We start from the raw sequence: 23845 nt of genomic DNA on the forward strand, positions 1-23845 counted from the left end.
AGATGGCAAGATATACAGGGCCAGTGTGCAGGTTATGTCGGCGGGAAGGGACCAAACTGTATCTTAAAGGCGATCGATGCTATTCAGATAAATGTGCGGTGGTAAAAAGAGCCTATGCACCGGGACAGCACGGTCAATCCCGCAAAAAGACGTCTGAATACGGAATTCAGCTCCGGGAAAAACAAAAAGCGCGGAGAATTTATGGTATTTTGGAAAACCAGTTCCGCAACTATTTTGAAAAAGCTGAACGACAAAAAGGGGTCACAGGGGAGAATCTGTTGCGCTTATTAGAGTGCCGTTTGGATAATGTGGTTTACCGTTTAGGCTTTGCCAATTCTCGGGTGGAAGCCAGACAGCTGGTACGGCATGGGCACTTTACCGTCAACGGGCGCCATGTGAATATACCTTCTTTTATTGTTCGGGTAGGTGAGCAAATTGCTGTGAGCGAAAGCAGCAGAAAATCTCCCAAAATTGCTGAGATCAGTGAATTGGCTGCGCATAAAACGACCCCTGCCTGGCTGGAAATGGATAAGGATCAGCTGGTAGGGAAGGTGGTAGCACTACCATCCAGGGAGGATATTGACGTACCAATTGAAGAACATCTGATCGTAGAGTTGTATTCACGTTAATTGTGATGAGAAAAGGGTTTATTTTGATGGATATTTTAGATCGGGTGTCCAAGAAGGAGGGCGAATAAATGTTAGAGATTGAAAAGCCCAAAATTCAGTGCATCGAGATGGCGAGCGACAAAACGTATGGAAAATTTGTGGTAGAACCTTTGGAAAGAGGCTATGGTATTACCTTGGGCAATTCTCTCCGCCGGGTGCTTTTGTCTTCTCTCCCCGGTGCAGCGGTTACGGCCGTAAAAATTGACGGGGTGTTGCACGAGTTCTCTACTATTCCAGGAGTAGTAGAGGATACCACGGATATTATCCTCCAGTTAAAAGGCCTTTCTGTAAAGATGTACTCTGATGAGCCGCAACAAGTCTATATTGAAGTTGACGGGCCTGGTCAGGTTACCGCCGGTGATATTAAAGGGGATTTGGATGTGGAAATTTTAAATCCGGATCATCCCATTGCCACCTTAGACGATTCCGGCCATCTGTTTATGGAAATTACCGTAGAGAAAGGCCGGGGTTACGTTTCCGCAGAAAAGAATAAAAAAGAGGGGCATGTCATAGGGATCATCCCGGTAGACTCTTTGTTTTCGCCGGTGACAAAAGTGAATTATCATGTGGAAGATACCCGGGTAGGTCAACAAACAGACTATGATAAGCTTACTTTGGAAGTCTGGACGGATGGGACCATCGCTCCTGATGAAGCAATCAGTTCCAGTGCCAAGATATTAAATGATCACCTAAAATTATTTATTGGTCTAACTGAGTCCATTTCCGACGAAATCACCATGGTGGAAAAAGAGGAAGAAAAGAAAGACAAGCTTTTGGAATTGACCATTGAGGAATTGGATTTGTCGGTACGCTCCTATAACTGCCTGAAAAGGGCGGGAATCAATACGGCGCAGGAACTCATTCAGCGCACAGAAGAGGATATGATGAAAGTCCGGAATTTGGGCCGGAAGTCCTTGGAGGAAGTTCAGGAGAAATTAAAGGAACTGGGACTCAGTTTAAGAAAGAGCGACGAATAATCTCAGGCAAAGGAGGTTTAGACATGGCATATCGTAAACTGGGAAAAACCAGCAGCCACCGTCGTGCAATGTTCAGAAACATTGTCACTTCATTACTGGATAAAGGACGTATTGAAACCACGGAACCAAAGGCGAAGGAATTAAAAAGCATCGCCGAAAAAATGATTTCTCTGGGCAAAAGGGGAGATCTCCATTCCCGGCGCCTGGCTTTGTCCTATTTGATGGACGAAGATGTGGTCACAAAATTGTTTGCTACTACAGCCCCTCGTTACCAGGACCGGCCAGGAGGATACCTGCGCATTGTGAAGCTGGAGCAGCGGCGGGGGGATTCAGCTCAAATGGTTCTGGTGGAATTGGTTTAATTAGCGTTTAAGTGCGGAACCCCATATTTTTATCGAAGTAAGAGTCAGGAGGCAGGTTCCTGGCTTTACTTTTTCATTCAAAGGATGCATCAATTTCGGGCTGCTGGAGGGGAGAAGCTTGATTTCCATTAAGAGCCTTTCGTATGCATATAAAACACAAAAGGGTGAAACAAAGGCCTTAGATGAGGTGAATTTGGACATTAAAAAAGGGGAGTGGCTGGCGATTATCGGACCCAACGGTTCGGGAAAATCAACTTTAGCCCGTCATCTCAATGCCCTTCTATTGCCGGAGTCAGGTACTGTAACCGTGGAAGGAATGGATACCTCTGATGCTGCCATGATCTGGAAAATCCGCCAGAAGGTAGCCTTTGTCTTTCAAAACCCGGACAACCAGTTGATTGCGACCACGGTGGAGGAAGACGTGGCTTTCGGTCCGGAAAACCTGGGGTTTCCTCCGCAAAAAATTGCCGAACAGGTTGCCCAAGCCTTACAGGTGGTAGGAATGATGGACTTTCGTGAGTCCGCTCCCCACCTTCTTTCCGGGGGGCAAAAGCAAAGAGTGGCCATTGCCGGGGCCTTAGCTATGAACCCGGAATATTTGGTGATGGATGAAGCAACTGCCATGCTGGATCCCCAGGGGCGGCAGGAAGTGATCAAGACATTAAGTCACCTGAATCAAGAATTAAAATTAACCATTGTTTACATTACCCATTTCATGGAAGAGGTAGTCTTTGCCCATCGGGTAGCAGTTTTAGATCAAGGAAAAGTAAAAATAACAGGGACACCCAAAGAGGTGTTCGCCCAGTCCGGTGCCTTGATGAAAATGGGACTGGACGTTCCGGAAATTACCCTTTTGGCGGATAAATTAAAGCAAAAAGGCTGGATCCGGTCGGGTGGCATCACGACGATAAATGAAATGGTGGAGAGCTTATGTCAATTGAAATAAAAGATCTCTCTTATATCTATCTGCCCGGTACTCCTTACGAAAAAACTGCCTTAAAAAAAATCAATATGCACATCGGCAAAGGGGAGTTTATTGGTCTGATAGGACACACCGGATCCGGTAAGTCCACCTTGGCCCAACATTTGAACGGGCTGTTGAAGCCTACCCAAGGCAGTATTTCCATTGACGGCGTGAGCCTCTGGGAAAAAAAGAAACCGCCCGCCGATTTATGCCGTAAAGTAGGCCTGGTATTTCAGTATCCAGAGCATCAGCTTTTTGCCGAGACGGTCTATGAGGATGTGGCCTTTGGGCCCCGCAACCTGGATATTCCGGAAGCAGAATTACCTTCCCTGGTCAGACAGTCTTTAGAGTGGGTAGGCTTGTCCTATGAGGAATTTAAAGACAGGTCGCCTTTTGCCTTAAGCGGGGGCCAGAAAAGAAGAGTGGCCATGGCAGGGGTGCTGGCCATGCAGTCTGACGTACTTGTGCTGGACGAGCCAACCGCGGGCTTGGATCCGGCGGGACGGAAAGAGATGATTAGCCTGGTCAAACAGCTATATCAAAAATACGACAGAACAGTGGTATGGATCTCTCACAATATGGATGAAATTGCCCGTTTAGTTAACAGGCTCATTGTGATGTACCGGGGGAAAATATATCTGGATGGCGCGCCCAGGGAAGTCTTTGCCCGGGAGCAGGAGCTAAAAAATATCGGCTTGGATATTCCGGCGGCAGCTGCTGTGGTACGGAGATTGAAGGAAAGAGGTAAGCCGGTACCGGGGAGAGCCATCACCATAGACGAGGCTTTTCAGGAAATATCACAATGGATGGGGGGCAACCGATGATCAGTAACTTTAGTATTGGTCAGTATTATCCCATAAAATCGCCCCTGCACCGGTTGGATCCCCGGACCAAAATCAGCGCGGTATTTTTTTTCATTATTGCCCTGTTTTTTGCCCATGATTATTACAGTTATTTTGTCGCCATCCTCTTTTCCCTATTGCTGATATTTTTGTCCCGGGTGCCGATAAAGATTTTGCTCAGAGGTCTGAAGCCCATCTTTATTTTTGTGATCATTACTGCCTTTATTCATCTGTTTTTTACGCCGGGAACGGAGATTTGGCGCTGGAAAATCCTTAAATTAACAAAAGAGGGGTTGGATCAAGCCATTTTTATGTCCATCCGATTGATCCTGCTCATCGGCGTATCTTCTTTGCTCACGCTGACAACGACACCTGTTTCTTTAACAGATGGGATGGAGCGGCTATTGGGGCCCTTTAAAAAAATAGGCCTTCCGGCCCACGAACTGGCCATGATGATGACCATAGCCCTCCGGTTTATCCCCACATTATTGGAAGAGACAGAGAAGATTATGAAAGCACAGGTATCCCGCGGGGCTAATTTCTCTTCAGGCAGCCTGCTGAAAAGGGCGAAAGTTTTGGTGCCCTTGCTGGTTCCTTTGTTTATCAGCGCCTTTAAACGAGCGGAAGAGCTGGCCTTGGCCATGGAAGCCCGGGGCTATCACGGCGGAGAAGGACGCACCAGGATGCGGGTACTGGTGATGAAATGGTTTGACTGGATATCTTTAGGAGTAATCATGCTTTTTTTAGCTTACATGGGATATTACAGGTGGCTGGCGTAAAGTCGAAAGTTAAAAGCCAAAAGTCAAAAGTCAAAAGCCTAAGTCCGAAAGCGAGTCCAAGAGCTTTGGAGGAAGATTAGACAGAATAGCTAGTAATAAGTGACTTTTGACCTTAGACTTTTGACTTTCGACTGAACCGAAAGGTAGGAAGAGCAGGATGACGCGAAATATTAAGCTCCTCATCGAATATGAGGGGACCAATTATGTAGGGTGGCAGAAACAGCCGGAAAGCCACGGAAAAAGTATTCAAGGACTATTAGAAGATAGTTTACGCACCATGGTCCAGCATGAGGTACACTTAACTGCTGCCGGGCGTACCGATGCAGGCGTTCACGCCCAGGGCCAGGTGGCGAATTTTTTTACCCCGAGCGCCATTCCTGCGGAGAGATTTCCCCCTGGACTGAAGGGATTGCTTCCCGCAGATATCGTGGTAAAGGGGGCCTGGGAGGTGCCGGAGCAGTTTCATGCCCGGTATAGTGCGCTTAGAAAGACCTATCGCTATACCATTCGAACGGCAAGGGCACCGAGTGCTTTTGAATGGCGGTATAGTCTGCATCTGCCCATACCGTTAAATGTGGAGGCGATGAAAACGGGGGCCGGTTTTTTCCTGGGAACCCATGATTTCACTTCATTTTGCGCCAAAGGCAGTCCGGCAAAAAAATTTATCAGAACGGTCCATGCCTGCCGGATATCTTCTGATCAAGAGCACATTTATTTTGAGGTTACGGCAGATGGCTTCCTATACAACATGGTGCGCATTATGGTAGGTACCTTAGTGAATGTGGGCCGGGGCAGATGGGCCCCGGAGCACGTAAAAACGATCATAGAAGCCAAAAATAGAAATCTGGCCGGACCGACGGCCGAACCGCAGGGATTGATGCTCTGTGAGGTAAACTATTAGCACCAAGTTTCTGGTACCTTTATCATCGGTTAGAGGCTCTTGACATATTTAGCTTATTTTATTAAAATAACTTTGTGTGAGTTTATCCAAGATTCATTACCAACCTAATGCAGAATATTGGCGTGCCTGTGATCTTCAGCCCCGTTGGTTATGGGCGAGACAATAGATGTTACTCAAGGTATAAGGAGGGAAAAAGCGTGCAAACATTTATGGCAACCCCCAAGGATATAGAGAGAAAGTGGTATATCCTGGATGCGACAAACAAGCCTCTGGGCAGGTTAGCGACTGAAGCGGCCCGCTTGTTACGAGGAAAGCATAAACCCATTTTTACCCCACATATTGACACAGGAGACCATGTGATTGTAATTAATGCAGAAAAAGTTTTGCTTACCGGTAATAAGCTTCAGCAAAAGAAATACTATCAGCATTCCCGGTATCCAGGTGGGTTAAAAGCGGTAGATTATCAAACTCTGTTGGCAACCAAACCGGAGCGGGCGATCGAAAAAGCTGTAAAAGGGATGGTCCCTCATAACCGTTTGGGAAGAAAAATCATGACCAAAATCAGAATTTATCGCGGTGGGGAACACCCCCATGCAGCTCAAAAGCCTGAAGTTTGGAACTTTGAATCTTAAGATTTTTTGAAGGGAGGATTCGATCAGTGGCAGAGGTAAAATATTATGGCACCGGGCGCCGGAAAAATGCCATCGCAAAAGTATGGGTTGTACCCGGCGAGGGAAATGTGTTGGTAAACGAGCGCCAGCTCGACGAATATTTCGGCAAGAAAACCCTGGAAATGATTGTGAAGCAACCTTTGGAGCTTACAGGTACTTTGTCCCGGTTCAATGTAATTGCCAAGGTTCAAGGCGGCGGCACCACCGGACAGGCAGGCGCAGTCAGGCATGGGATTGCCCGGGCCCTGGTTCAGGCCGATGCAGGTTTACGACCGAAACTGAAATCAGCCGGCTTTATCACCCGGGATCCCCGGATGAAGGAAAGAAGAAAGTACGGGTTGAAGAAAGCACGTAAAGCAAGCCAGTTCTCGAAACGTTAAAATATCAACAAGGCAAAAGCCATGGAGAAAAGTCCATGGCTTTTACGCTTTATGGGAAAGGAAATTCCCTAAAATTATTTTCTTTTTTATCGCTCTCTGATACAGGATTTATCTTGATCATCGCGAAACAGTTAAATATAGAATTGTATCCATGGATACTAGAAAGGGAACAAGCATGGAAAAATGGAAAAGGAACCTGTTTATTGTAGTACTTGCCCAGTTTGTGATCCGCGCAGCCCATACTTTTGTCCTCCCTTATTTAGCATTATTTGTCGCGGAGTTGGGGGTCAGTGATCCAAAACAAGTGGCATTTTGGGCCGGTGCCATTGCTTCGGCTAATTTTTTAGGCCAGTCTCTTTGCTCTCCTATTTGGGGTTCTTTAGCCGATCGATACGGGAGAAAGGCCATGCTCCTCCGGTCCATTCTCGCTATTGGCATTTTCACGCTCATGATGAGTATTGTGGTCAGTCCGCTGCAACTTTTTTTGGTGCGGCTGACATTAGGGTGTTTCAGTGGATTTAATGCCGCCGCCATCGCCTATATTTCCACGGAAACGCCGAAAGAAAAATTGGGGTATTCCTTAGGGTGGCTGCAGACCGGACAGATGGCAGGCTTTTTAATCGGACCGGCCATTGGCGGGGTATTGGCGCACATTTGGGGTTTCAAAGGAAGCTTTATCATTGCCGGTCTGATTACCCTGGGCTTGTTTGGTCTGGTTTATTTTGTTACGGAAACCCGAACCGGTCATCCTTCAGGCAATCCCACTCAGGAAAAGCGTAAAGGGATTCTGGAGGCCTTAAAAATTATTGGAAAACAACCGGTCCAGATGGCATTGTTTTTTATCATTATTATTACGCAGCTTTCCAATAAAAGTATTGAGCCCCAATTAGCGATTTTTTTGTCCACGATTTATGAGGGGAAAAATCTGGAATTGGTTATTGCCAATGTTTTTATGATTACGGCTGTTTCTAATGTGATTTTAGCCCCCATCCTGGGACGGTTTGGAGACAAAAACAACCATTTTCAGGTGTTGTTTTGGTGTCTCTTAGGAGCGGGCCTGGTTACCATCGGTCAAATCTGGGTGAACAACATCTGGCAGTTACTGATCCTCCGTTTTGCCTTAGGGGCTTTTTTAGCGGGTATTCTTCCTTCCGCCAATGCTCTGATTGGGACCCATACTCCCTTTGCCCAAAGAGGAGCCGTATTTGGCTTTTTGGCAAGTGCCAATGCTTTGGGAAATTTTGCCGGTCCTATTTTTGGGGGAAGCATCATTGGATTATTTGGCGTAGATTACGGTTTTTATCTTGTTTTTTGCCTTACGGGAATGATGTTTTTGTTGGGTGGTGCGTTCATTAGACGGTGGGGCAGATATGGGAGAGAGGAGGAGGCATAATGGGCCAAATCTTGTTTATCGCTCCGGAAGAAAAAACAGCCCAATTAGCCCGGGAAATTTCTGCAGGTTTGCATATCCCGATTCATGCCATGGTTATGTTTGGTCTGGAACGGGAGAAATTGTTAACTACCCTTTCACCCGACGACACAGAGGTGGTGGTGTCCCGGTGGGGCTTTGATTACCGGAGGCTTGTGGAGCTATCCCGGGTTCCTTTGATCGAAATTCCCTTAACAGCATTTGACTTAATCGATTCTACCTACAGGGCGATGCAGTATGCCAAACCTATGGGCATCATCCATTCCAAGTGGGTGATAGAGAAATGCATGGATCTTGCTGCTTATTTGGGATTAAACAATTTGGTCCATTTTGAGATCAGCCGTCTTGACCTGGAAGAAATAAAAAAAGGACTATTATCTTTGAAAAAAAATGGGGTAAAAATTGTCCTGGGGGGAATAACGGCCACGAATATGGCCAATACATTGGGATTGACGGGGATCTTAATCCGGGCGGGACGTGAATCCATCGAACAGGCTTTAACCGAGGCGGCAAGGCTGATTCCGGCCCGGAAAATAGAACGGGAACGGGCGGAACGCTGGGAAACCATTCTCAGGTCTTCCCATGACGGCATTATTGCCGTCGATACAAAGGGCCTGGTGACCCTGTTCAACCGAAAGGCGGAAAAAATCTTTTCCTGCCAATCCAGCCGGGTTCATGGGTGTCACTACCGCACAGTAGATCCTTCCCTGCCGTTTGCCCAGGTCCTGGCCGGGAAAAAAAATTATGAAGCGGGAGAACTGCTCTGGTTTGACCACAAACCCTATTTAACGAAAATTGTCTCTATTACGGTGTCGGGTAAGACCGTTGGCGCTGTGGCTACAATTTTAGAAGCATATGAGCTGCAGAACATGGAAGCCCGGTTAAGAAAAAAGCTGCACAGCCAGGGATTTGTGGCAAAATCTACTTTTGAAAATATTATCGGAGAAAGTGAGGCCATTCAATACACCATTGCATGTGCCAAAAAATACAGCCGGGTGGAGAGTGCGGTCCTGATTCAGGGAGAGTCCGGCACCGGAAAAGAAATATTTGCCCAAAGCATCCACCGCAACAGCCCCCGGGCCAAGAAACCCTTTGTGGCGATCAATTGTGCTGCTCTGCCCCCCTCTCTTTTGGAGAGCGAATTGTTTGGGTACTCGGAAGGGGCTTTTACCGGAGCCAGGCGTCAGGGAAAGCAGGGAGTTTTCGAACTCGCCCATGGCGGAAGCATTTTTTTAGACGAGATTACCGAGGTTCCCCTGGATATTCAAGGACGATTTCTCCGGGTTTTACAGGAAAAAGAGGTGATCCGGATCGGCGATGATAAAGTAATTCCTGTGGATATCCGGGTGATCGCCGCCACAAATAAAAATCTGCAGAGCGTAGGGGAACAGGGAAAATTCCGTAAGGACCTGTTTTTCCGGCTCAATGTTCTTCCCCTGTGGATTCCTCCCTTGCGGGAGAGAAAAGAAGACATCCCCATTCTATTCCAATTTTTTTTAGAGAAAACTGCGCCTAAGTTAGGAAAAGTGTGCCCCCGGGTAGAAAAAGGGGTTGATGCGTTATTATGCCGGTATCACTGGCCCGGAAATGTGAGACAGCTGGAGAATCTGGTGGAAAGGGCATTGGTGTTATGGGATACCAAGATTCTCACTGTAAAACAGATTGATCAATTGCTGGAATGGAATATGGGATATGGTGATGTGGAGGAAGTAAATGATCTAAAAACCTTTGAATCCGATGTGATTTTCAAGATTCTGGACCAATACGGGGGAAACCGCAAAATGACGGCGAAGCACTTAGGGATCAGCACCACCACTCTTTGGCGGCGCCTTAAATTAAAAAACATTCCAAAATGAAATCATAGCTTCCAAATTGTAATGTTTTTTGAGCAGAAAAATTAAATAGCTCGTGCAAAATGAAGCACCGTGCCTCAAGTTGTTTGGTTTTTACGATTGGCACGGTTTTTGCTTTATCTACCCTTTGAAAAGAAAAAATTAGGTGAGCGCTGAAGGGGACATCTGAATACCAAACAACAAAAAGAATGGTGAATAAAAAATTATCAAGGATGGTGAAGGGGACGTGCGTGATTTAAGGGATTGGTTAAAACAAGTAGAAGCCATAGGTGAACTAAAAAAAATCAGTGGAGCGGCCTGGGACGGCGAAATGGGGGCATTAACGGAACTTACGGCAGAAAAATATCCAGGCAAGGCTCCCGCGCTGCTTTTTGATGATGTACCGGGGTATCCCGGTGGTTTTCGGACCTTGTATGGTCATTTTACCACTCTGAAAAGGGTTGCCCTCACTTTGAATATTCCTCTTGAAGAGGCGGAGAATAAGGTGAAATTGGTAAAGGCTTACCAAGACAAATGGACGAACATCAAACCCATTCCCTATCATTTTGTGGCAGATGGACCTATTCTGGAGAATGTCCTCACGGGAGGCGATATTGATTGTTTTAAATTTCCTGTTCCCAGGCATCATCAGAGAGACAAAGCCAGGTTCATCGGTACGGCTGCCTGCGTTATTACCAAGGATCCGGACCGGGACTGGTACAACTTAGGGACTTATCGGTCTCAGGTTTATGACGCGGCGACCATCGGCTGCCAGATTACCGAGGGAAAACATGGACGGATTCACCGCGACAAGTATTTTGAGCGGGGAGAAACCATGAAAGTGGCGATCGTCGTCGGTCAAGATCCTTTGCTTTACCTGTTATCCGCAAGCCAGGTTCCGGAGGGTGTTTCCGAATATGATTATGCCGGAGCCATCCTGGGAGAGCCCTATCCGGTGATAAAAGGCGTCTATACCGGTTTCCCGGTGCCGGCTAATGCGGAAATCGTTATTGAAGGCGATATTACTCCCGGTGACCTCTTGGACGAAGGACCCTTTGGCGAGTGGATGGGCTACTATTGCAGCGCACCGGTAAAAAGGCCTTGTGTCCGGGTGAAATCCATTATGCACCGTAATCAGCCGATTTTATGCTGTGCGCCCCAGCATAAGCCTGTGGACGAAACTGTGTTGTTAAAAGCAGTGGCCGGGAGCGCCGCGATCTGGGATGCTCTTAGGCTAGCGGGGATACCTGACATCAAAGGGGTTTGGCAGCATGAAGGAGGTATGGGTGTTCGTTTTTTAGTAATCTCCATTCAGCAACGCTATCCCGGCCATGCCCGTCAAGTCCTCCATGTGGCATCCAGCTGCCAGGCCGGAGCCTACAACGGCAAATGGGTCATTGTAGTGGATGAGGATATTGATCCTTCTAATATGGATCAGGTGATGTGGGCGCTGACCACCCGTTTTGACCCTGTTGACGATATTGACATCATCAAGAAGGCTTGGTCCTCCGGACGGGATCCCCTGGTGCAAACCGGTAATTTTAATAACCGCATCCTTTGTGATGCCTGTATCCCTTATCACAGAAAATTAAAGGGTGATTTCCCGGTGGTGGTGGAAGTAGGTGCCGAGGAAACTGCCCGGCTTCTTGAGAAATGGAAAGGCATACTTTTTTAACCTGACTAACTTGGCGTAGGTCTCCCCCATAATTGGGACATTGCCTTAGCCGCTCTACGAGGAGTGGCCCTCAATAGTGTTCCCTGACCGCTAACGGCGGGAGTCCAACGCCTATTAAGTCATGCATTCGCAGTTCTCACGCTGTATTAGCAGTTCTAAAACTTGCTAAGAAAACCACTTAGCAAGTTAAGAACTTGCGTCAAAATTCAGGTGGAGTAAAAGAATCTCCATCGAATTAAGAACTAGCTTCAACCAAGCTGCTGCTAAGCTTGAAAAGGAGGGCAAAATGGGAGAAACGCAGTATCAGACAGTCGGGCAGCCCATCACGAGGACGGATGCGAAAGAAAAGGTGATGGGAAGGACGATTTACGGGGTAGATTTAGTCTTACCGCGCATGCTTTACGGAAAAGCCTTGTTGAGTCCCTATCCTCATGCCCGTATTGTAAATGTAGACACCAGGGCGGCACGCCATCTTCCTGGGGTCAAGGCCATTGTAACCGGCCAAGAATTACCTTATACCTATGGATCCACGATCAAGGACCGGCCGATTCTGGCCCGCGATATTGTGCGCTTTGCCGGAGAACCTGTCGTAGCCGTAGCTGCAGTCGACTTAGACACGGTGGAAGATGCTTTAAGTCTGATCCAGGTAGAATACGAGGAACTGCCCCCCTTGCTGGACCCGGAGATTGCTATGGAAGCCGGAAGTCCTTTGGTGCATCCTGAATTAATGAGCTACTCTCACAGCTATGCCGCCCGTCCTATCGTGAACACCAATATCTGCAGCCACTTTAAATTAAGACATGGGGATATTGAGGCCGGTTTTGCCCTGGCCCACGATATTATTGAAGAAACCTACACGACCCAAATGGTGGAGCAAATGTGTATGGAACCGCATATGGCTATCGCCCAGGCTGACCCGGTGAGTGGAAGATATACCCTTTGGGTGAATACAGCCGCTCCCTATATTTCCCGGACCGAATTAGCCCAGGCCCTGGAAATTCCCATGAAGGATATCCGCATTATCGTCCCTCCTGTGGGTGGTTCTTTTGGGGCAAAAATGTATTTGAAGGTTGAGCCAATTGCAGTGGTGCTGGCCCAAAAAACAGGGAACCGGCCGGTGAAGGTTGTGATGACCCGGGCGGAAGAACTGACCACCATGGTGGTGAAAGGGCCGACCAAAACCACTCTGAAAAGCGGCCTTACCAAGGAGGGCAAGATTATTGCCCGTCAGGTAACAACGATATGGGATACCGGGGCCTATGCGGATTGTGGTCCCAGGATTAGCCGCAACGGGGGGCACACTTCGGCAGGACCTTATTACATTCCTCATATCAGCATTGACGGGTATTGTGTCTATACCAATAAAAATATCGGCGGGGCTTTTCGGGGCTATGGGGTGCAGGAAGTTTCCTGGGCTTATGAAAGGCACATGGAGACCATCGCCCATCAGCTGGGCATAGATCCCCTGGAATTTCGCCTCAGGAACATTCTTCAGGAAGGCGATGAAAACCAGACCGGGCAAAAAGTACACAGCGTAGGTCTAAAGGAATGCCTGGAAAAAGCTGCTGCAGCTATTGAGTGGGGTAAACCGTCTCCCAAAAGCGGGGAAAATGGAAGTATCCGGCGCGGCAAAGGAATCGCGTGCATTCATAAAGCAACGGGAGCACCGTCCAGTTCTTCCGCAATCGTCCGGGTGAACGAAGACGGCACGGTGGGATTGCTCATGAGTACGATTGAACAGGGACAGGGGTCCAATACCATTCTGGCCCAAATGGTTGCCGAGGAACTGGGCGTGCCCACGAACGCAGTTGCTGTCAGTCAGCCGGATACAGATTATACGCCTTTTGATTCTTCTACTACTTCCAGCCGGTCTACTTTCCATATGGGTAATGCCATCCGTTTGGCCTGCGCAGATATTCTAGAACAACTGAAGCGGATTACGGCTGAGACTTTTCAGGTAACCATGGAAGAGGTGGAAAGTAAAAACGGCAAAGCCTGGGTGCGGGAGAAACCGGATCAGGTGCTGAATCTGAAACAGGCCATCGGCAAATATTTTGGGGCCAGGGGGGGCACCTTAATCGGCCGGGCTTCCTATCGGCCGGATGTGATTGCCATGGATCAGGACGCCCAAAGTCCCAAAGCGGTCCCCTATTATATGTATGCTGCCCAGGCTGCTGAGGTGGAGGTCGATATAGAAACCGGGAAAGTTAAAGTCCTCAGGTTGTCGGCGGCCCATGACGTGGGGCAGGCGATTAATCCGGTTACCTGCCTGCAGCAGATTGAGGGAGCCTTGGGTATGGGTTTAGGAGGAGCGCTCACGGAAGAGGTAAAAGTGGATGCCGGAATCACCCGCAATCCCAATTTTCATGACTATAAAATCCCTACGGCGCTGGATATGCCCCTCTTCATTCCCATGATTGTGGAAGTGCCCCACAGGGATGGCCCTTATGGGGCAAAAGGGGTAGGAGAACCCGGATTGGCGCCTACGGCTCCTGCCATCGCAAATGCAGTTTACGACGCAGTTGGCGTCGCCTACAATGATTTACCTTTAAACCCGGAACGAGTTTTAAGAGGAATAAAAAAGCAAGTTTAAATAAACCAATCAGGGAGTGATCTCACGCTCAGCTTTTTAGACAACTAAGGCAGGGTAATAAATTTGCAGGGGAGGGAATTATTTTGATTGAGGCAATGTGGCAGGGATTAAGCCTTACGCTTCAACCGGATGCATTCATCTACCAATTCATCGGTATTCTTTTAGGGTTAGTATTTGGTGCCATCCCAGGTTTATCAGGAATTCAAGCTCTCGCGATTTTGATCCCGTTTATTTTTACCATGTCCCCGGCGGTGGCATTTTCCTTTCTGCTCGGTGCCCACGTAGCAACTTGTTTCGGTGGTTCTGTCACGGCGATTTTGCTGAATGTTCCGGGAACATCCCTTAGCATTTCCACCTGTTGGGACGGCCATCCCTTAGCGAAACAAGGGAGGGCGGGATATGCCCTGGGCATCTCGGCCATGTCCAATGTCCTGGGGGGCTGGTTCGGGGTAATTGTCTTAGGATTATCTATACCGGTGATGCAGCCCATGATTTTGGCGCTTCAGCCTGCGGAGTTTTTTATGGTTGCTTTATTGGGCTTAACCTTAATTGTCACCTTAAGCGGCAAATCAATGATCAAGGGTCTGGTTTCCGGGATCCTGGGCTTATTAATCTCCTTCATCGGTCAAGATCCCGTCACCGGTGTGTCCAGATATACTTTTGACTCGGTATTTCTTATGGATGGCATCGATTTGATTGCCGTCGTTTGCGGCCTTTACGCCGTAGGAGAAATGATTAAGCTCTTTGTCGAGGGTAGTTCTATCGCTTCCACAAAGGTATCAACCAGCTTTGCCGGTGTTTGGGAGGGAATGAAGCAGCCCTTCAAACATAAACTTTTATTTATTCGGTGCAGTATTATCGGCGCCCTCATCGGTGCCTGTCCCGGGGTGGGAGGCACTGTGGCGAATGTGGTAGCTTACGGTCATGCCGTCCAAACCTCAAAAAATCCGGAAACATTCGGCACGGGAAGAGAAGAAGGGCTGATCGCACCGGAATCTTCCCATATTGCCAAAGAAGGGGGCCAAATGATCCCTACTTTAGCTTTGGGTATTCCGGGCGGGGAAGCAACCGCAGTATTGCTGGGGGCCTTTTTAATCCTGGGCCTGCAGCCGGGACCGGCCATGATTAGGGAACACTTGGATATGACTTTCTCCATTATGTGGATCATCGCCCTTTCCAGCTTATTTGCCAGTGCCATAGGCCTTCTGCTGGCGGGACAATTAGCCAAAATCACTTCCGTGCCGTCGGACATATTGGCACCCATGATCGTGATGTTTGGCGTGGTAGGCGCCTTTGCCAGTAAAGGGAATATAGCCGATGTCTTTTTGTGCCTGGGCTTTGGGGTAATAGGATATTTTATGCGGCGTTTCAACTATTCGGAGGCCTGCCTGATTATTGGTTTAGTCCTGGGGACCATCTTCGAACGCAACTTCCAAATGGCCAGAATGATGTATGGGTTAGGTTTTCCTTTTACCCGGCCCATCAGCTTCGTTCTTTTAATTTGTACGGTTTTATTACTTTTGTATCCTAGCCTCAAAAAGAAATTCGGTAAAAAGGAAGCAGGTGCAGCGGTATGAAAATAAGTGGGGAAAAGATTTTCAATTTGGGTATCCTTTTGGTTTTATGCCTATTCGTCATCATGTCTTTGACATTTCCACCGAAAGCAAAGCTGCTGCCCTTAATCATCGGTATTCCTGGGATCATTTTAATGATTGTCTTGTTGGTCAGCGATTTTCTTAAGCCTCAAAAAGAAGCGACGTCTTTAACAAAAGAAGAAAAGAAACGTCAATATCAGATGTTTCTTGGCGTGGTCGCTCTTTTTTTCATCATTATCTGCACCGGCATTAGTTTAGGTGTAGCTCTATTTTTATTCGCCTTTATCCGCTTTGTAGCGAAAAGAAAGCTTCTGGTTGCTTTTGGGATGGCCTTGTTTGGCTTTGCCCTTACCTATGGTCTTTTTGGAGTAGCCTTGCATTACCCGTTATATAAAGGGCTGCTTAATTTAATTTGACAAATTAACCTTAAAGGGGAAGGGGGGGAGTTTGTCAACCAACCAAAGAGGAAGGCTGGAAAAAATGTTGTAAACCCAAAAAGGGATGAGGAGGGGTAGTATGAAACAAAGGAAAAAAGCACACCGAGCCATGGTAATGTTATTCATCTGTGCATTCTTAGGCACCATGTTTTTAGCCGGGTGTGGAGGGAGCAATACCGCACCCGCACAGGATTCCGGCACGCAGGCACCATCGGAACAAACCAATCCGGTGGCGGGAAAAACGATTACCTTTATTGTGCCCTATTCCCCCGGCGGCGGTTTTGACACTTATGCCCGTTTAATGGCTCCTTTCCTGGCCAAAGAAACAGATGCCACGGTGGTTGTGCAAAATGTGCCTGGGGGCGGTTCCATTATCGGCACCAATAAGCTTTATGAGTCCCCGGCCGACGGCACCGCAATCGGCATCCTGGGTGGGGCTAACATTGTATTTGCCCAGACCTCCGGAGCCGATGGCGTGGTATTTGATGCGGCCAAATTTAATTATCTGGGACGTGTCTCCGCAGACCCTAGCGTTCTGATCGCTTCAACCAAGAAGCAATTTAAAAGCGTTAAAGATTTTCAGGATGCTCAAGGGGAAATTAAGACAGCCTGTACCGGTGTTGGTGAAGATGATTTTTACACCACCAGTGTAATTTTCAAAGCTTTTGATATCACGAATTACAAAATTGTCACGGGATGGGAAGGCACTTCCCAGTGGCTGGCGGCGGTTGCTGCCGGAGAGATTGACGGTGGGCAGATTTCTCTAAGCAGTGCTTTGGCGCCAATTGAAAATAAGTTTGCCGTTCCCTTATTAATCGTGGCCCCAGAACGAAACCCCCGTCTTCCGGATGTTCCTACCGCGATAGAACTCTTATCACCTGGTGAGAATAGGGACATGGTGGAAACCCTGACCAATATCCTGGTGGCTGACCGTATTATTACCATGCCTCCGGGGGCAGATCCCGCAGTAGTGGAATTTATGCGGGCTGCAATTGGCAAAGTGCTGAATAATCCCGAATTTCTGGATCAGGCAAAGAAAGCTGAACGGGATGTACTTTATTTGCCTGGGGCTGATGTGCAGTCTGCCGTAGAAAAAGCTATGGAATCGGCTCAGGCGTTAAAACCGATTTTTGACGAGGCGGTAAAAAAGGCTAAATAGTACTGCTGTTATAGAGAGCAGGGAAGGGACTCCCTTCCCTGCCCCAAAGTGTCGACAGGGGGAAAAGGCTGAAGCCAACGCCGTTAAAGAGGAATGCTTCCCCGTACTGTTCCAGGATAAAAATTTATTTATTACTGCGAAGAAAATAGTATTTGTATACCTGCATACGATAAGTATTTACGATAAATGAGCCATCCACTCGGCAAATGCCGAGAGACGATAGATGTAAAAGGAGGAAAATCCGGCAGAACTGGCGGGAAAAAGTTTTTAGCCCAAGTTGCTTGGTAAATACCAAGAGTCTATGCAAATATGGGGGTGTTTCTATGCAGCGTTTAACCAAATTTGAGTATGTTTTTCCGCAAAACCTAACAGAAGCTTTTGTTATTCTTAAGGAAGAAGGGGCAGGTGCCAAAATATTAGCCGGGGGAACCGATGTTTTGGTGGCCATAAAAGAAAAAGGACTTAAACCTGCAGTTCTGGTGGACCTTAAGGGGTTGTCCGAATTAAAAGGGATTAAGGTTAATGAAGACGGTTCCGTGGAAATTGGCGCTCTGACAACCCTGCACGAAGTAGAGATGAGTCCGTTGATCCGCAAAAATTATTCCGCACTTGCCGATGCGGCCGGTTATGTAGGATCATATCCGGTGCGTAACCGGGCTACTTTAGGCGGAAATGTCTGTAATGCTGCCCCATCGGCGGACACCTCACCTGCGCTGATTGCCTTTCAAGCGAAAGCAAATATCGTGGGTCCCGAAGGCAGTCGCTCCATTGCCTTAGAAGAGTTCTTTACCGGTCCCGGTAAATCTGTTCTACAGCCAGGAGAATTGTTAGCTTCTTTTTCTCTCCCGGCGGCGGATGCCCGTATGGGGGGAGCCTATCTGAAACACGGACCCCGGGAAGCAATGGATATAGCGATTGCAGGCGTGGCAGCAACAGTGCTGATGGATGAACAGGGGATCTGCCGGCAAGCTAGAATTGTTATGGGGGCAGTTGCTTCAACCCCTCTCCGGGCTAAGACGGCCGAAGAAATATTGGTGGGGCAAAAGATAAGTACAGATCTGATCGCGAAAGCCGGAGAAATTGCCGGAGGGGAAGCCAGGCCAATCAGTGATCTGCGCAGTTCGGCAGATTATCGGCGTAAAATGGTGATAGTCTTAACACGCCGGGCCCTTCATGAAGCCCTGAGCAAAATTTCTTAAGCGGAGGGAAGACATAAAATGGAAAGATATTTAGAAAAGAAAATCCAAGTCAGAATAAATGGTGAAATCTATGTGAAACGGGTTCCTTCCCGGCGTACCTTACTGGATTTTCTCCGGGAGGATTTAGGTTTAACAGGTACCAAGGAAGGCTGCGGGTCGGGAGACTGTGGCGCCTGTACCGTATTACTGGATGGTAAACCCGTTAATTCCTGTCTCGCTTTAGCCATAGAAGTAGACGGCCATGACATTATTACCGTGGAAGGCTTGTCTAAAGAGAATGTGCTTGATCCGCTGCAACAAGCTTTTATTGATGAAGGAGCAGTGCAATGCGGCTTTTGCTCCCCCGGCATGTTAATGACGGCCAAAGGTCTACTGGATGAAAACCCCCATCCCACGGAGCAAGAAATTCGCAAGGCCATCGCGGGAAATCTCTGCCGTTGTACGGGCTATGTCAGAATAATCCAGGCCATAAAAAAAGTAGCCGACCAAAAGGATTAAAATAGAAATGATTTATGTATACATGGATTCCAAGAGTAGTAAGATTTTTCAAAATTTATTATATAAATGGGGTATCCTTTTTAAAAACTTTACCTAATTTTAAAAAAAACCAAGATATTTTTATTCATAAAAGAGGAAAATGAGTAAAAAGTCAGAATATATCTCTTATAAAATTAGTTGGTCGGGATACATGTATTCGAAGGGAGGTGGGTTAAAGGTCAAGAAGAAGACTTTCTGCATGTGCAGGGTCAAAATTAATTATTTAATAAAAAAACCCACCTTCCGGAAAAGCTTGCTTCAATTAAACCCATAAAAAAGTTGGAGCACAACCTTAGGTTTGTTGATGGAACTAAAAAAATTTACAGGTAATGAGGAGGCAAGAAATGTTTAAGAAGCGATACTTGATTATAATGGCTGTATTATTAACATTTATGCTGGGGATTACCGGATGTAGTTCTACGCAATCGACGCAATCTACAGAACCTGCTAGTGGTGATGAACAAACGCAAGCCGTAAATTATCCTACCAAGCCCATCAAGTTAGTGATTACGCATGGACCGGGCAGCGGAACCGATATTATCGCCCGGATTATGCAGCCGTTTTTGCAAAAAGAACTGGGCCAGCCCGTGGTTGTGGAAAATATGGAAGGCGCCGGTGGGCGGCTAGCCCGGGCCACGGTTTTTAAAGAAAAAAATGACGGCTATACCCTCTTAGTTACGAACTTTCCTTCCACCCAGTTAGGAGAATTATTGTATAAAGGTGATTATAAGACGTCGGAATTTACGCCGATTTACTCTTTCGTAGGCAGTGAAGCTTACTTTGTGCTCTATGTAGCCCAGGATTCACCTTTCAAGACGTTGAAAGATATGGTTGACGCCTCACAGAAAAAACCCGTCACGTTAGGGGTACCCGGCTTAGGGTCCGGCGCCCACCTGGCTGCTGCTCTATTCAAGGAGAAAGCAGGGTTGAAGGCTGATTTAGTACCCTTTGATGCGGCCCAGGTGTTGTTAAATGTGGCCGGAAAGCAAATTGACGGCGGCACCGATACCGGTGATGGGGTGGCGGCAGAGAACGGGAAGCGGATTCGTGTTTTGACCCAGGCCAGTGATTCCGGACGTTCCCCCTTGTACCCGGATGTGATGACTACGGCGGAAAACGGCTATCCGGGGATGGAACTGGCCAATTCGACCTGTCTTTTAGCTCCCCCCAACACGGATCAAGCCATTGTGGACGTGTTAGTTGCCGCGATGGAAAAAGTCGCCGCCAATCCGGAATATATTGCCAACGCGGAAAAGGCCGGCTATATTCCCTGTGCCCTGGGGCCGGATGAGGTGAAGAAGATGAATGACGACATGATGGCGAATCTGCAAGAGATTGTACCGACCATGCTGAAGGAAATGGAATCTTCCGGGCAGACCAATTAAGGAGTCTTATGCGTAAGGCGTGTTAGGAGGAGCGAAAGTGTTTGCGAAAAGATTTTTCATCCAGGAAAACTTTTTCCTCATGGGACTTGGCGTTTTCTGTATAGGGTTTTTACTTCAGAGCATAGGCATACCGTACTTATCCGCCCGGTTTCCCCGTTTGGTAGCGCTTTTTGCCTTAGTTTTGATCCTTTGGCTGTTGGCGGGAAGAGCAGTTAAGGCTGCCCGGTCCGCAGGGGCTTCAGAAGCCCCTGCGGCCGCAGCGGATGCTCATGAAGAGAATCATGAAGCTGCGCCAGCCAAGCCGGGTAAGACGATCTATTGGGGAACCATGTGGCTGTTAAGTTTACTGTATCCGGGACTAATGCTTATCGTTGGTTTTCCCATCGCCACATTTACTTATCTTTTCGGCATCGGCCGTTTGATGGCTTATAGCTGGAAAAAAGGGCTCGCTTTTTCTTTAATTTATTCGGCAATTACAGTAGCTGTTTTTCAATACTTCCTGAATGTGCCATTGCCGATCGGCATGCTCTGGGAAATGGCGCTGGGATTGTAAAGAATCGTAGGTAAATCATCATCCAATTGAAGCTGTAAAGGGGATTATATATATGGAAATTGCTTCAGCATCTTTGTGGTTGCATGGTTTTGGAGAGGTATTTTCCCTAAATAACCTGATGTTTTTAATATTAGGTACTCTGTTAGGCATGATTGTGGGAGTCTTACCCGGGATCGGCCCTAACTTTGGAGTAGCTTTACTGCTGCCCATGACCTTCACAATGCCGCCGGCAACTGCAATTATCTTTTTATGTTCTGTACATGCAGCAACGGCTTATGGTGATTCCATCGCCTCCATTTTGATCAATGTACCCGGCGGTGGAGGTTCCGTTCCCGCTTGTTGGGACGGCCACCCCTTATCCAAGCAGGGACGCGGCGGTTTGGCCTTGGGACTGTCGGCAACCGCTTCTCTTACCGGGGGGGTTGTGAGCTGGTTTTTTATGGTGCTTTTTTCTCCGCTCCTGGTGGCCTTTGCATTAAAACTGGGCCCGCCGGAGATTTTTATGGTCGCTCTCCTGGCTTTATCTATGCTGGCGGTAGCGGTGAAAGGGAATACCATCAAGGGCATGATCATGGCATGTATCGGCTTGATGCTGTCCTTTATCGGCATGGATGAAATGACGGGTCTTTACCGGTATACCTTTGGCATTCCCTATTTGGAAGACGGTATCGATCTGATTCCGGTGGTCGTAGGGATGTTTGCCATGGCGGAAGTCTATACCATGGTCAACGAAGGCGATCTTACCGGAAAGCTGACGAAGGTACAGGATAAAGCCTTTGATGCGGTAAAATTAGCTTTCAAAAACTATAAATCTTTAATCAGAGGCGTGATGACAGGCGTCTGGATGGGCATTTTGCCGGCACTGGGCATCAACGCGGCCAGTATGTCGGCTTACCTGCTTGAGAAGCAATCTGCCAAGGATAAAGCGGACCAGGATTCCTTCGGCAAGGGTAATCCCAAAGGTGTGATTGCGCCCGAGGGGGCGAAGGGGGCCTGTGTCATTGGCGATCTGGTCCCTACCTTTACCCTGGGTATACCCGGATCCGGCAGTGCCGCCTTGTTAATGGCCGCCTTGATTGTACACGGCTTAAGACCGGGACCGGATTTTTTTCAAGGGGATTTTCCCTATATTGTTTTTGCCGGAATTTTAATTGCCCAGTTTAGCTACTTCTTGGTGGGGATCTTTACGGCAAAGTATTGGGCAAAGATTATTCAGTTTCCTGTGGCCGTCTTGGCCCCGGCTATCGCCGTGATTGCTTTTGTAGGCGTATTTGCCGATAATAACCGCTTGGAAGTTGCTATTGTCTTATCCGTGTTTGGTTTTATCGGTTACTTTATGAACAAGTACGATTATCCGGCTGCTGCTTTAATCCTGGGGCTGGTCCTGGGAAATTTAGTGGAATCAAACTTTAGCCGCTCCATGATGCTTTCTAAAGGCAGTTATTCTTGGGCTTATATGCGGCCGATCACCTTGGTATTGCTCATTATTACCATCGCTTCCTTTGCTTGGCCGTGGGTGAAAGGATTTTTTATCTGGGTCCGCGGGCGAGGAAAAGAGGGCCTGAAAGCGGATTAGGTCAACGCCAAAAGGGGGTGTAACGAAGCTTTTTAGTTTCGCTACACCCCTCCTTCATATTTGAATTTATCATAAATATTAAAAATAATTAATGGGACAAATATGGAACGATGGAAGAAAAATTTAGTTATTTTAGTCTTGGCCCAATTTGTGATGATGGCATCATTTACGATGATGCTCCCCTATTTTGCCTTATTTATTGGCGAACTTGGCGTAAAGGATCCCAAACAAGTTGCTTTTTGGGCAGGCACTATTGTATCAGCCAATTTTTTGGGCCAAGCTCTTTTGTCTCCTTTTTGGGGTTCATTAGCTGACCGATACGGAAGAAAAGCAATGGTTCTGCGGTCTGCCGTGGCGTGCGGCATTTTTACGATCATGTCGAGCTTTGTTCAGACCCCGTTTCAATTGTTGGGAGTCAGGCTTCTCTTGGGAAGTTTTAGTGGATACAATGCTGCTTCTATAGCGTTTATCTCTACTGAAACTCCTAAAGAGAGAATAGGATATGCTCTCGGATGGCTGCAAACCGGACAACAGGCCGCTAATCTAATAGGTCCGGCCCTAGGAGGGGTCATGGTGAGCTTTTGGGGATTCAGGGAAGGCTTTGTTATAACAGGTATTATGAATCTTTTCGTGCTTGCAGCAGTATCCCTGGGAACTAAGGAAACCTTTAAGCCGGCCCCTGAAAAGCGGGTTCCTCAAGAACGGGAGAATACGTGGGGCGTATTAAAATGGCTGAGCACACAGCCTTTGTTGGTATCCTTATTTTTGGTTATTATTATTACCCAACTTGCCAGCAAGAGTATCGAACCTCAAATGGCGATTTATATTTCCCCAATATACCACGGGGATAATACCAGATTAATTATTGCCTATGTTTTTATTGCTACGGCAATTTCTAATGTAATCCTGGGGCCAATTCTAGGAAAGCTTGGGGATCGGCATAACAGTTTTAAGATCCTGTTTTGGTGTTTATTTGGGGCGGGTCTCGTTAGCATTGGCCAAATCTGGGTCGGAAATATGTGGCAGTTGTATGTGGTGCGTTTTGCTTTTGGAGGTTTTTTGGCAGGGATTCTGCCCTCTGCAAATGCTTTAATCAGTATCCATACGCCAATGGAGCATAGGGGATCCATATTTGGTTTTATGGCGAGCGCCAGTGCTTTCGGTATGTTTACCGGACCTATTTTTGGCGGAAGCATCATTGGATTGTTTGGGGTCAATAACGGTTTTTTGGCTGTTTTTGCCCTTACAGGAATTATGTTTATTATGGGAAGTGTTTTCATCAACCAATGGGGTAAAGGCCGGGAAGGATCGGAGATGTTCATGAAGTAGAG

23 protein-coding genes are annotated in these 23845 nt (G+C 47.5%); all 23 read left to right on the forward strand.

All coding sequences use genetic code 11. The features are described 5' to 3' along the window. Positions 1-2 precede the first annotated feature (2 nt). The 23 genes from rpsD to DCMF_RS22535 all read left to right on the forward strand — a co-directional run bounded on the left by rpsD (position 3) and on the right by DCMF_RS22535 (position 23843). Positions 3-629, forward strand: coding sequence for a 30S ribosomal protein S4 (gene rpsD / locus DCMF_RS22430; RefSeq protein WP_148136486.1), 627 nt, complete (start codon positions 3-5; stop codon positions 627-629). A gap of 68 nt (positions 630-697) precedes the next feature. Then, on the forward strand, positions 698-1645 hold the full coding sequence (locus DCMF_RS22435) for a DNA-directed RNA polymerase subunit alpha (RefSeq protein WP_148136487.1): 948 nt from the start codon (positions 698-700) through the stop codon (positions 1643-1645). 23 nt (positions 1646-1668) lie between these two features. Further along, on the forward strand, positions 1669-2007 hold the full coding sequence (rplQ, locus tag DCMF_RS22440) for a 50S ribosomal protein L17 (RefSeq protein WP_148136488.1): 339 nt from the start codon (positions 1669-1671) through the stop codon (positions 2005-2007). A gap of 118 nt (positions 2008-2125) precedes the next feature. Then, the gene (locus tag DCMF_RS22445) at positions 2126-2953 is read left to right on the forward strand and encodes an energy-coupling factor transporter ATPase (RefSeq protein ID WP_236860093.1); all 828 of its coding nucleotides are present in this window, start codon (positions 2126-2128) and stop codon (positions 2951-2953) included. Continuing rightward, on the forward strand, positions 2938-3795 hold the full coding sequence (locus DCMF_RS22450; protein WP_148136490.1) for an energy-coupling factor transporter ATPase: 858 nt from the start codon (positions 2938-2940) through the stop codon (positions 3793-3795). The genes DCMF_RS22445 and DCMF_RS22450 overlap by 16 nt, the downstream gene beginning before the upstream one ends. Beyond that, the gene (locus DCMF_RS22455; RefSeq protein WP_148136491.1) at positions 3792-4592 is read left to right on the forward strand and encodes an energy-coupling factor transporter transmembrane component T family protein; all 801 of its coding nucleotides are present in this window, start codon (positions 3792-3794) and stop codon (positions 4590-4592) included. Before DCMF_RS22450 ends, DCMF_RS22455 begins: the two co-directional genes overlap by 4 nt. 157 nt (positions 4593-4749) lie before the next feature. Continuing rightward, complete coding sequence (truA, locus tag DCMF_RS22460) at positions 4750-5493, forward strand: tRNA pseudouridine(38-40) synthase TruA (protein WP_148136492.1); 744 nt, start codon at positions 4750-4752, stop codon at positions 5491-5493. Positions 5494-5702: 209 nt separating this feature from the next. Continuing rightward, entirely contained in the window at positions 5703-6125 is a 423-nt protein-coding gene (gene rplM, locus DCMF_RS22465) for a 50S ribosomal protein L13 (RefSeq protein WP_214659423.1), read from the forward strand. 26 nt (positions 6126-6151) lie between these two features. After that, on the forward strand, positions 6152-6544 hold the full coding sequence (gene rpsI, locus DCMF_RS22470) for a 30S ribosomal protein S9 (protein ID WP_148136494.1): 393 nt from the start codon (positions 6152-6154) through the stop codon (positions 6542-6544). 35 nt (positions 6545-6579) lie between these two features. Further along, positions 6580-6753 (forward strand): hypothetical protein, encoded by a 174-nt coding sequence (locus DCMF_RS29370; RefSeq protein WP_214658812.1) that lies wholly within the window; start codon positions 6580-6582, stop codon positions 6751-6753. After that, a complete protein-coding gene (locus tag DCMF_RS22475; protein WP_214658813.1) occupies positions 6720-7937 on the forward strand; it encodes an MFS transporter in 1218 nt (405 codons plus the stop codon). The genes DCMF_RS29370 and DCMF_RS22475 overlap by 34 nt, the downstream gene beginning before the upstream one ends. Then, entirely contained in the window at positions 7937-9829 is a 1893-nt protein-coding gene (locus DCMF_RS22480; RefSeq protein ID WP_148136496.1) for a sigma 54-interacting transcriptional regulator, read from the forward strand. Before DCMF_RS22475 ends, DCMF_RS22480 begins: the two co-directional genes overlap by 1 nt. Before the next feature lie 223 nt (positions 9830-10052). Next, the gene (locus DCMF_RS22485; protein WP_214658814.1) at positions 10053-11480 is read left to right on the forward strand and encodes a UbiD family decarboxylase; all 1428 of its coding nucleotides are present in this window, start codon (positions 10053-10055) and stop codon (positions 11478-11480) included. Positions 11481-11766: 286 nt separating this feature from the next. Continuing rightward, complete coding sequence (locus DCMF_RS22490) at positions 11767-14073, forward strand: xanthine dehydrogenase family protein molybdopterin-binding subunit (RefSeq protein ID WP_148136498.1); 2307 nt, start codon at positions 11767-11769, stop codon at positions 14071-14073. An 83-nt stretch (positions 14074-14156) separates the two neighbouring features. Continuing rightward, entirely contained in the window at positions 14157-15650 is a 1494-nt protein-coding gene (locus DCMF_RS22495) for a tripartite tricarboxylate transporter permease (RefSeq protein ID WP_148136499.1), read from the forward strand. Further along, on the forward strand, positions 15647-16084 hold the full coding sequence (locus DCMF_RS22500; RefSeq protein ID WP_148136500.1) for a tripartite tricarboxylate transporter TctB family protein: 438 nt from the start codon (positions 15647-15649) through the stop codon (positions 16082-16084). Before DCMF_RS22495 ends, DCMF_RS22500 begins: the two co-directional genes overlap by 4 nt. Positions 16085-16184: 100 nt before the next feature. Then, complete coding sequence (locus tag DCMF_RS22505) at positions 16185-17264, forward strand: tripartite tricarboxylate transporter substrate binding protein (protein ID WP_214658815.1); 1080 nt, start codon at positions 16185-16187, stop codon at positions 17262-17264. Positions 17265-17587: 323 nt separating this feature from the next. Further along, the gene (locus tag DCMF_RS22510) at positions 17588-18463 is read left to right on the forward strand and encodes an FAD binding domain-containing protein (protein ID WP_214658816.1); all 876 of its coding nucleotides are present in this window, start codon (positions 17588-17590) and stop codon (positions 18461-18463) included. Positions 18464-18481: 18 nt separating this feature from the next. Further along, a complete protein-coding gene (locus DCMF_RS22515) occupies positions 18482-18961 on the forward strand; it encodes a (2Fe-2S)-binding protein (protein ID WP_148136503.1) in 480 nt (159 codons plus the stop codon). Between the two features lie 383 nt (positions 18962-19344). Beyond that, complete coding sequence (locus tag DCMF_RS22520; RefSeq protein ID WP_214658817.1) at positions 19345-20385, forward strand: Bug family tripartite tricarboxylate transporter substrate binding protein; 1041 nt, start codon at positions 19345-19347, stop codon at positions 20383-20385. A 37-nt stretch (positions 20386-20422) separates the two neighbouring features. Then, complete coding sequence (locus tag DCMF_RS22525; RefSeq protein ID WP_148136505.1) at positions 20423-20938, forward strand: tripartite tricarboxylate transporter TctB family protein; 516 nt, start codon at positions 20423-20425, stop codon at positions 20936-20938. A 52-nt stretch (positions 20939-20990) separates the two neighbouring features. Beyond that, positions 20991-22514 carry a tripartite tricarboxylate transporter permease gene (locus DCMF_RS22530; RefSeq protein WP_148136506.1) on the forward strand — a complete coding sequence of 508 codons (1524 nt, stop codon included), beginning with the start codon at positions 20991-20993 and terminating at the stop codon, positions 22512-22514. A gap of 102 nt (positions 22515-22616) precedes the next feature. After that, positions 22617-23843, forward strand: a complete 1227-nt coding sequence (locus tag DCMF_RS22535) for an MFS transporter (protein ID WP_148136507.1) — start codon at positions 22617-22619, stop codon at positions 23841-23843. Positions 23844-23845 lie beyond the last annotated feature (2 nt).

The sequence above is a fragment of the Candidatus Formimonas warabiya genome, assembly GCF_002777255.1.
In the GTDB taxonomy this organism is placed as follows: domain Bacteria; phylum Bacillota; class Dehalobacteriia; order Dehalobacteriales; family Dehalobacteriaceae; genus Formimonas; species Formimonas warabiya.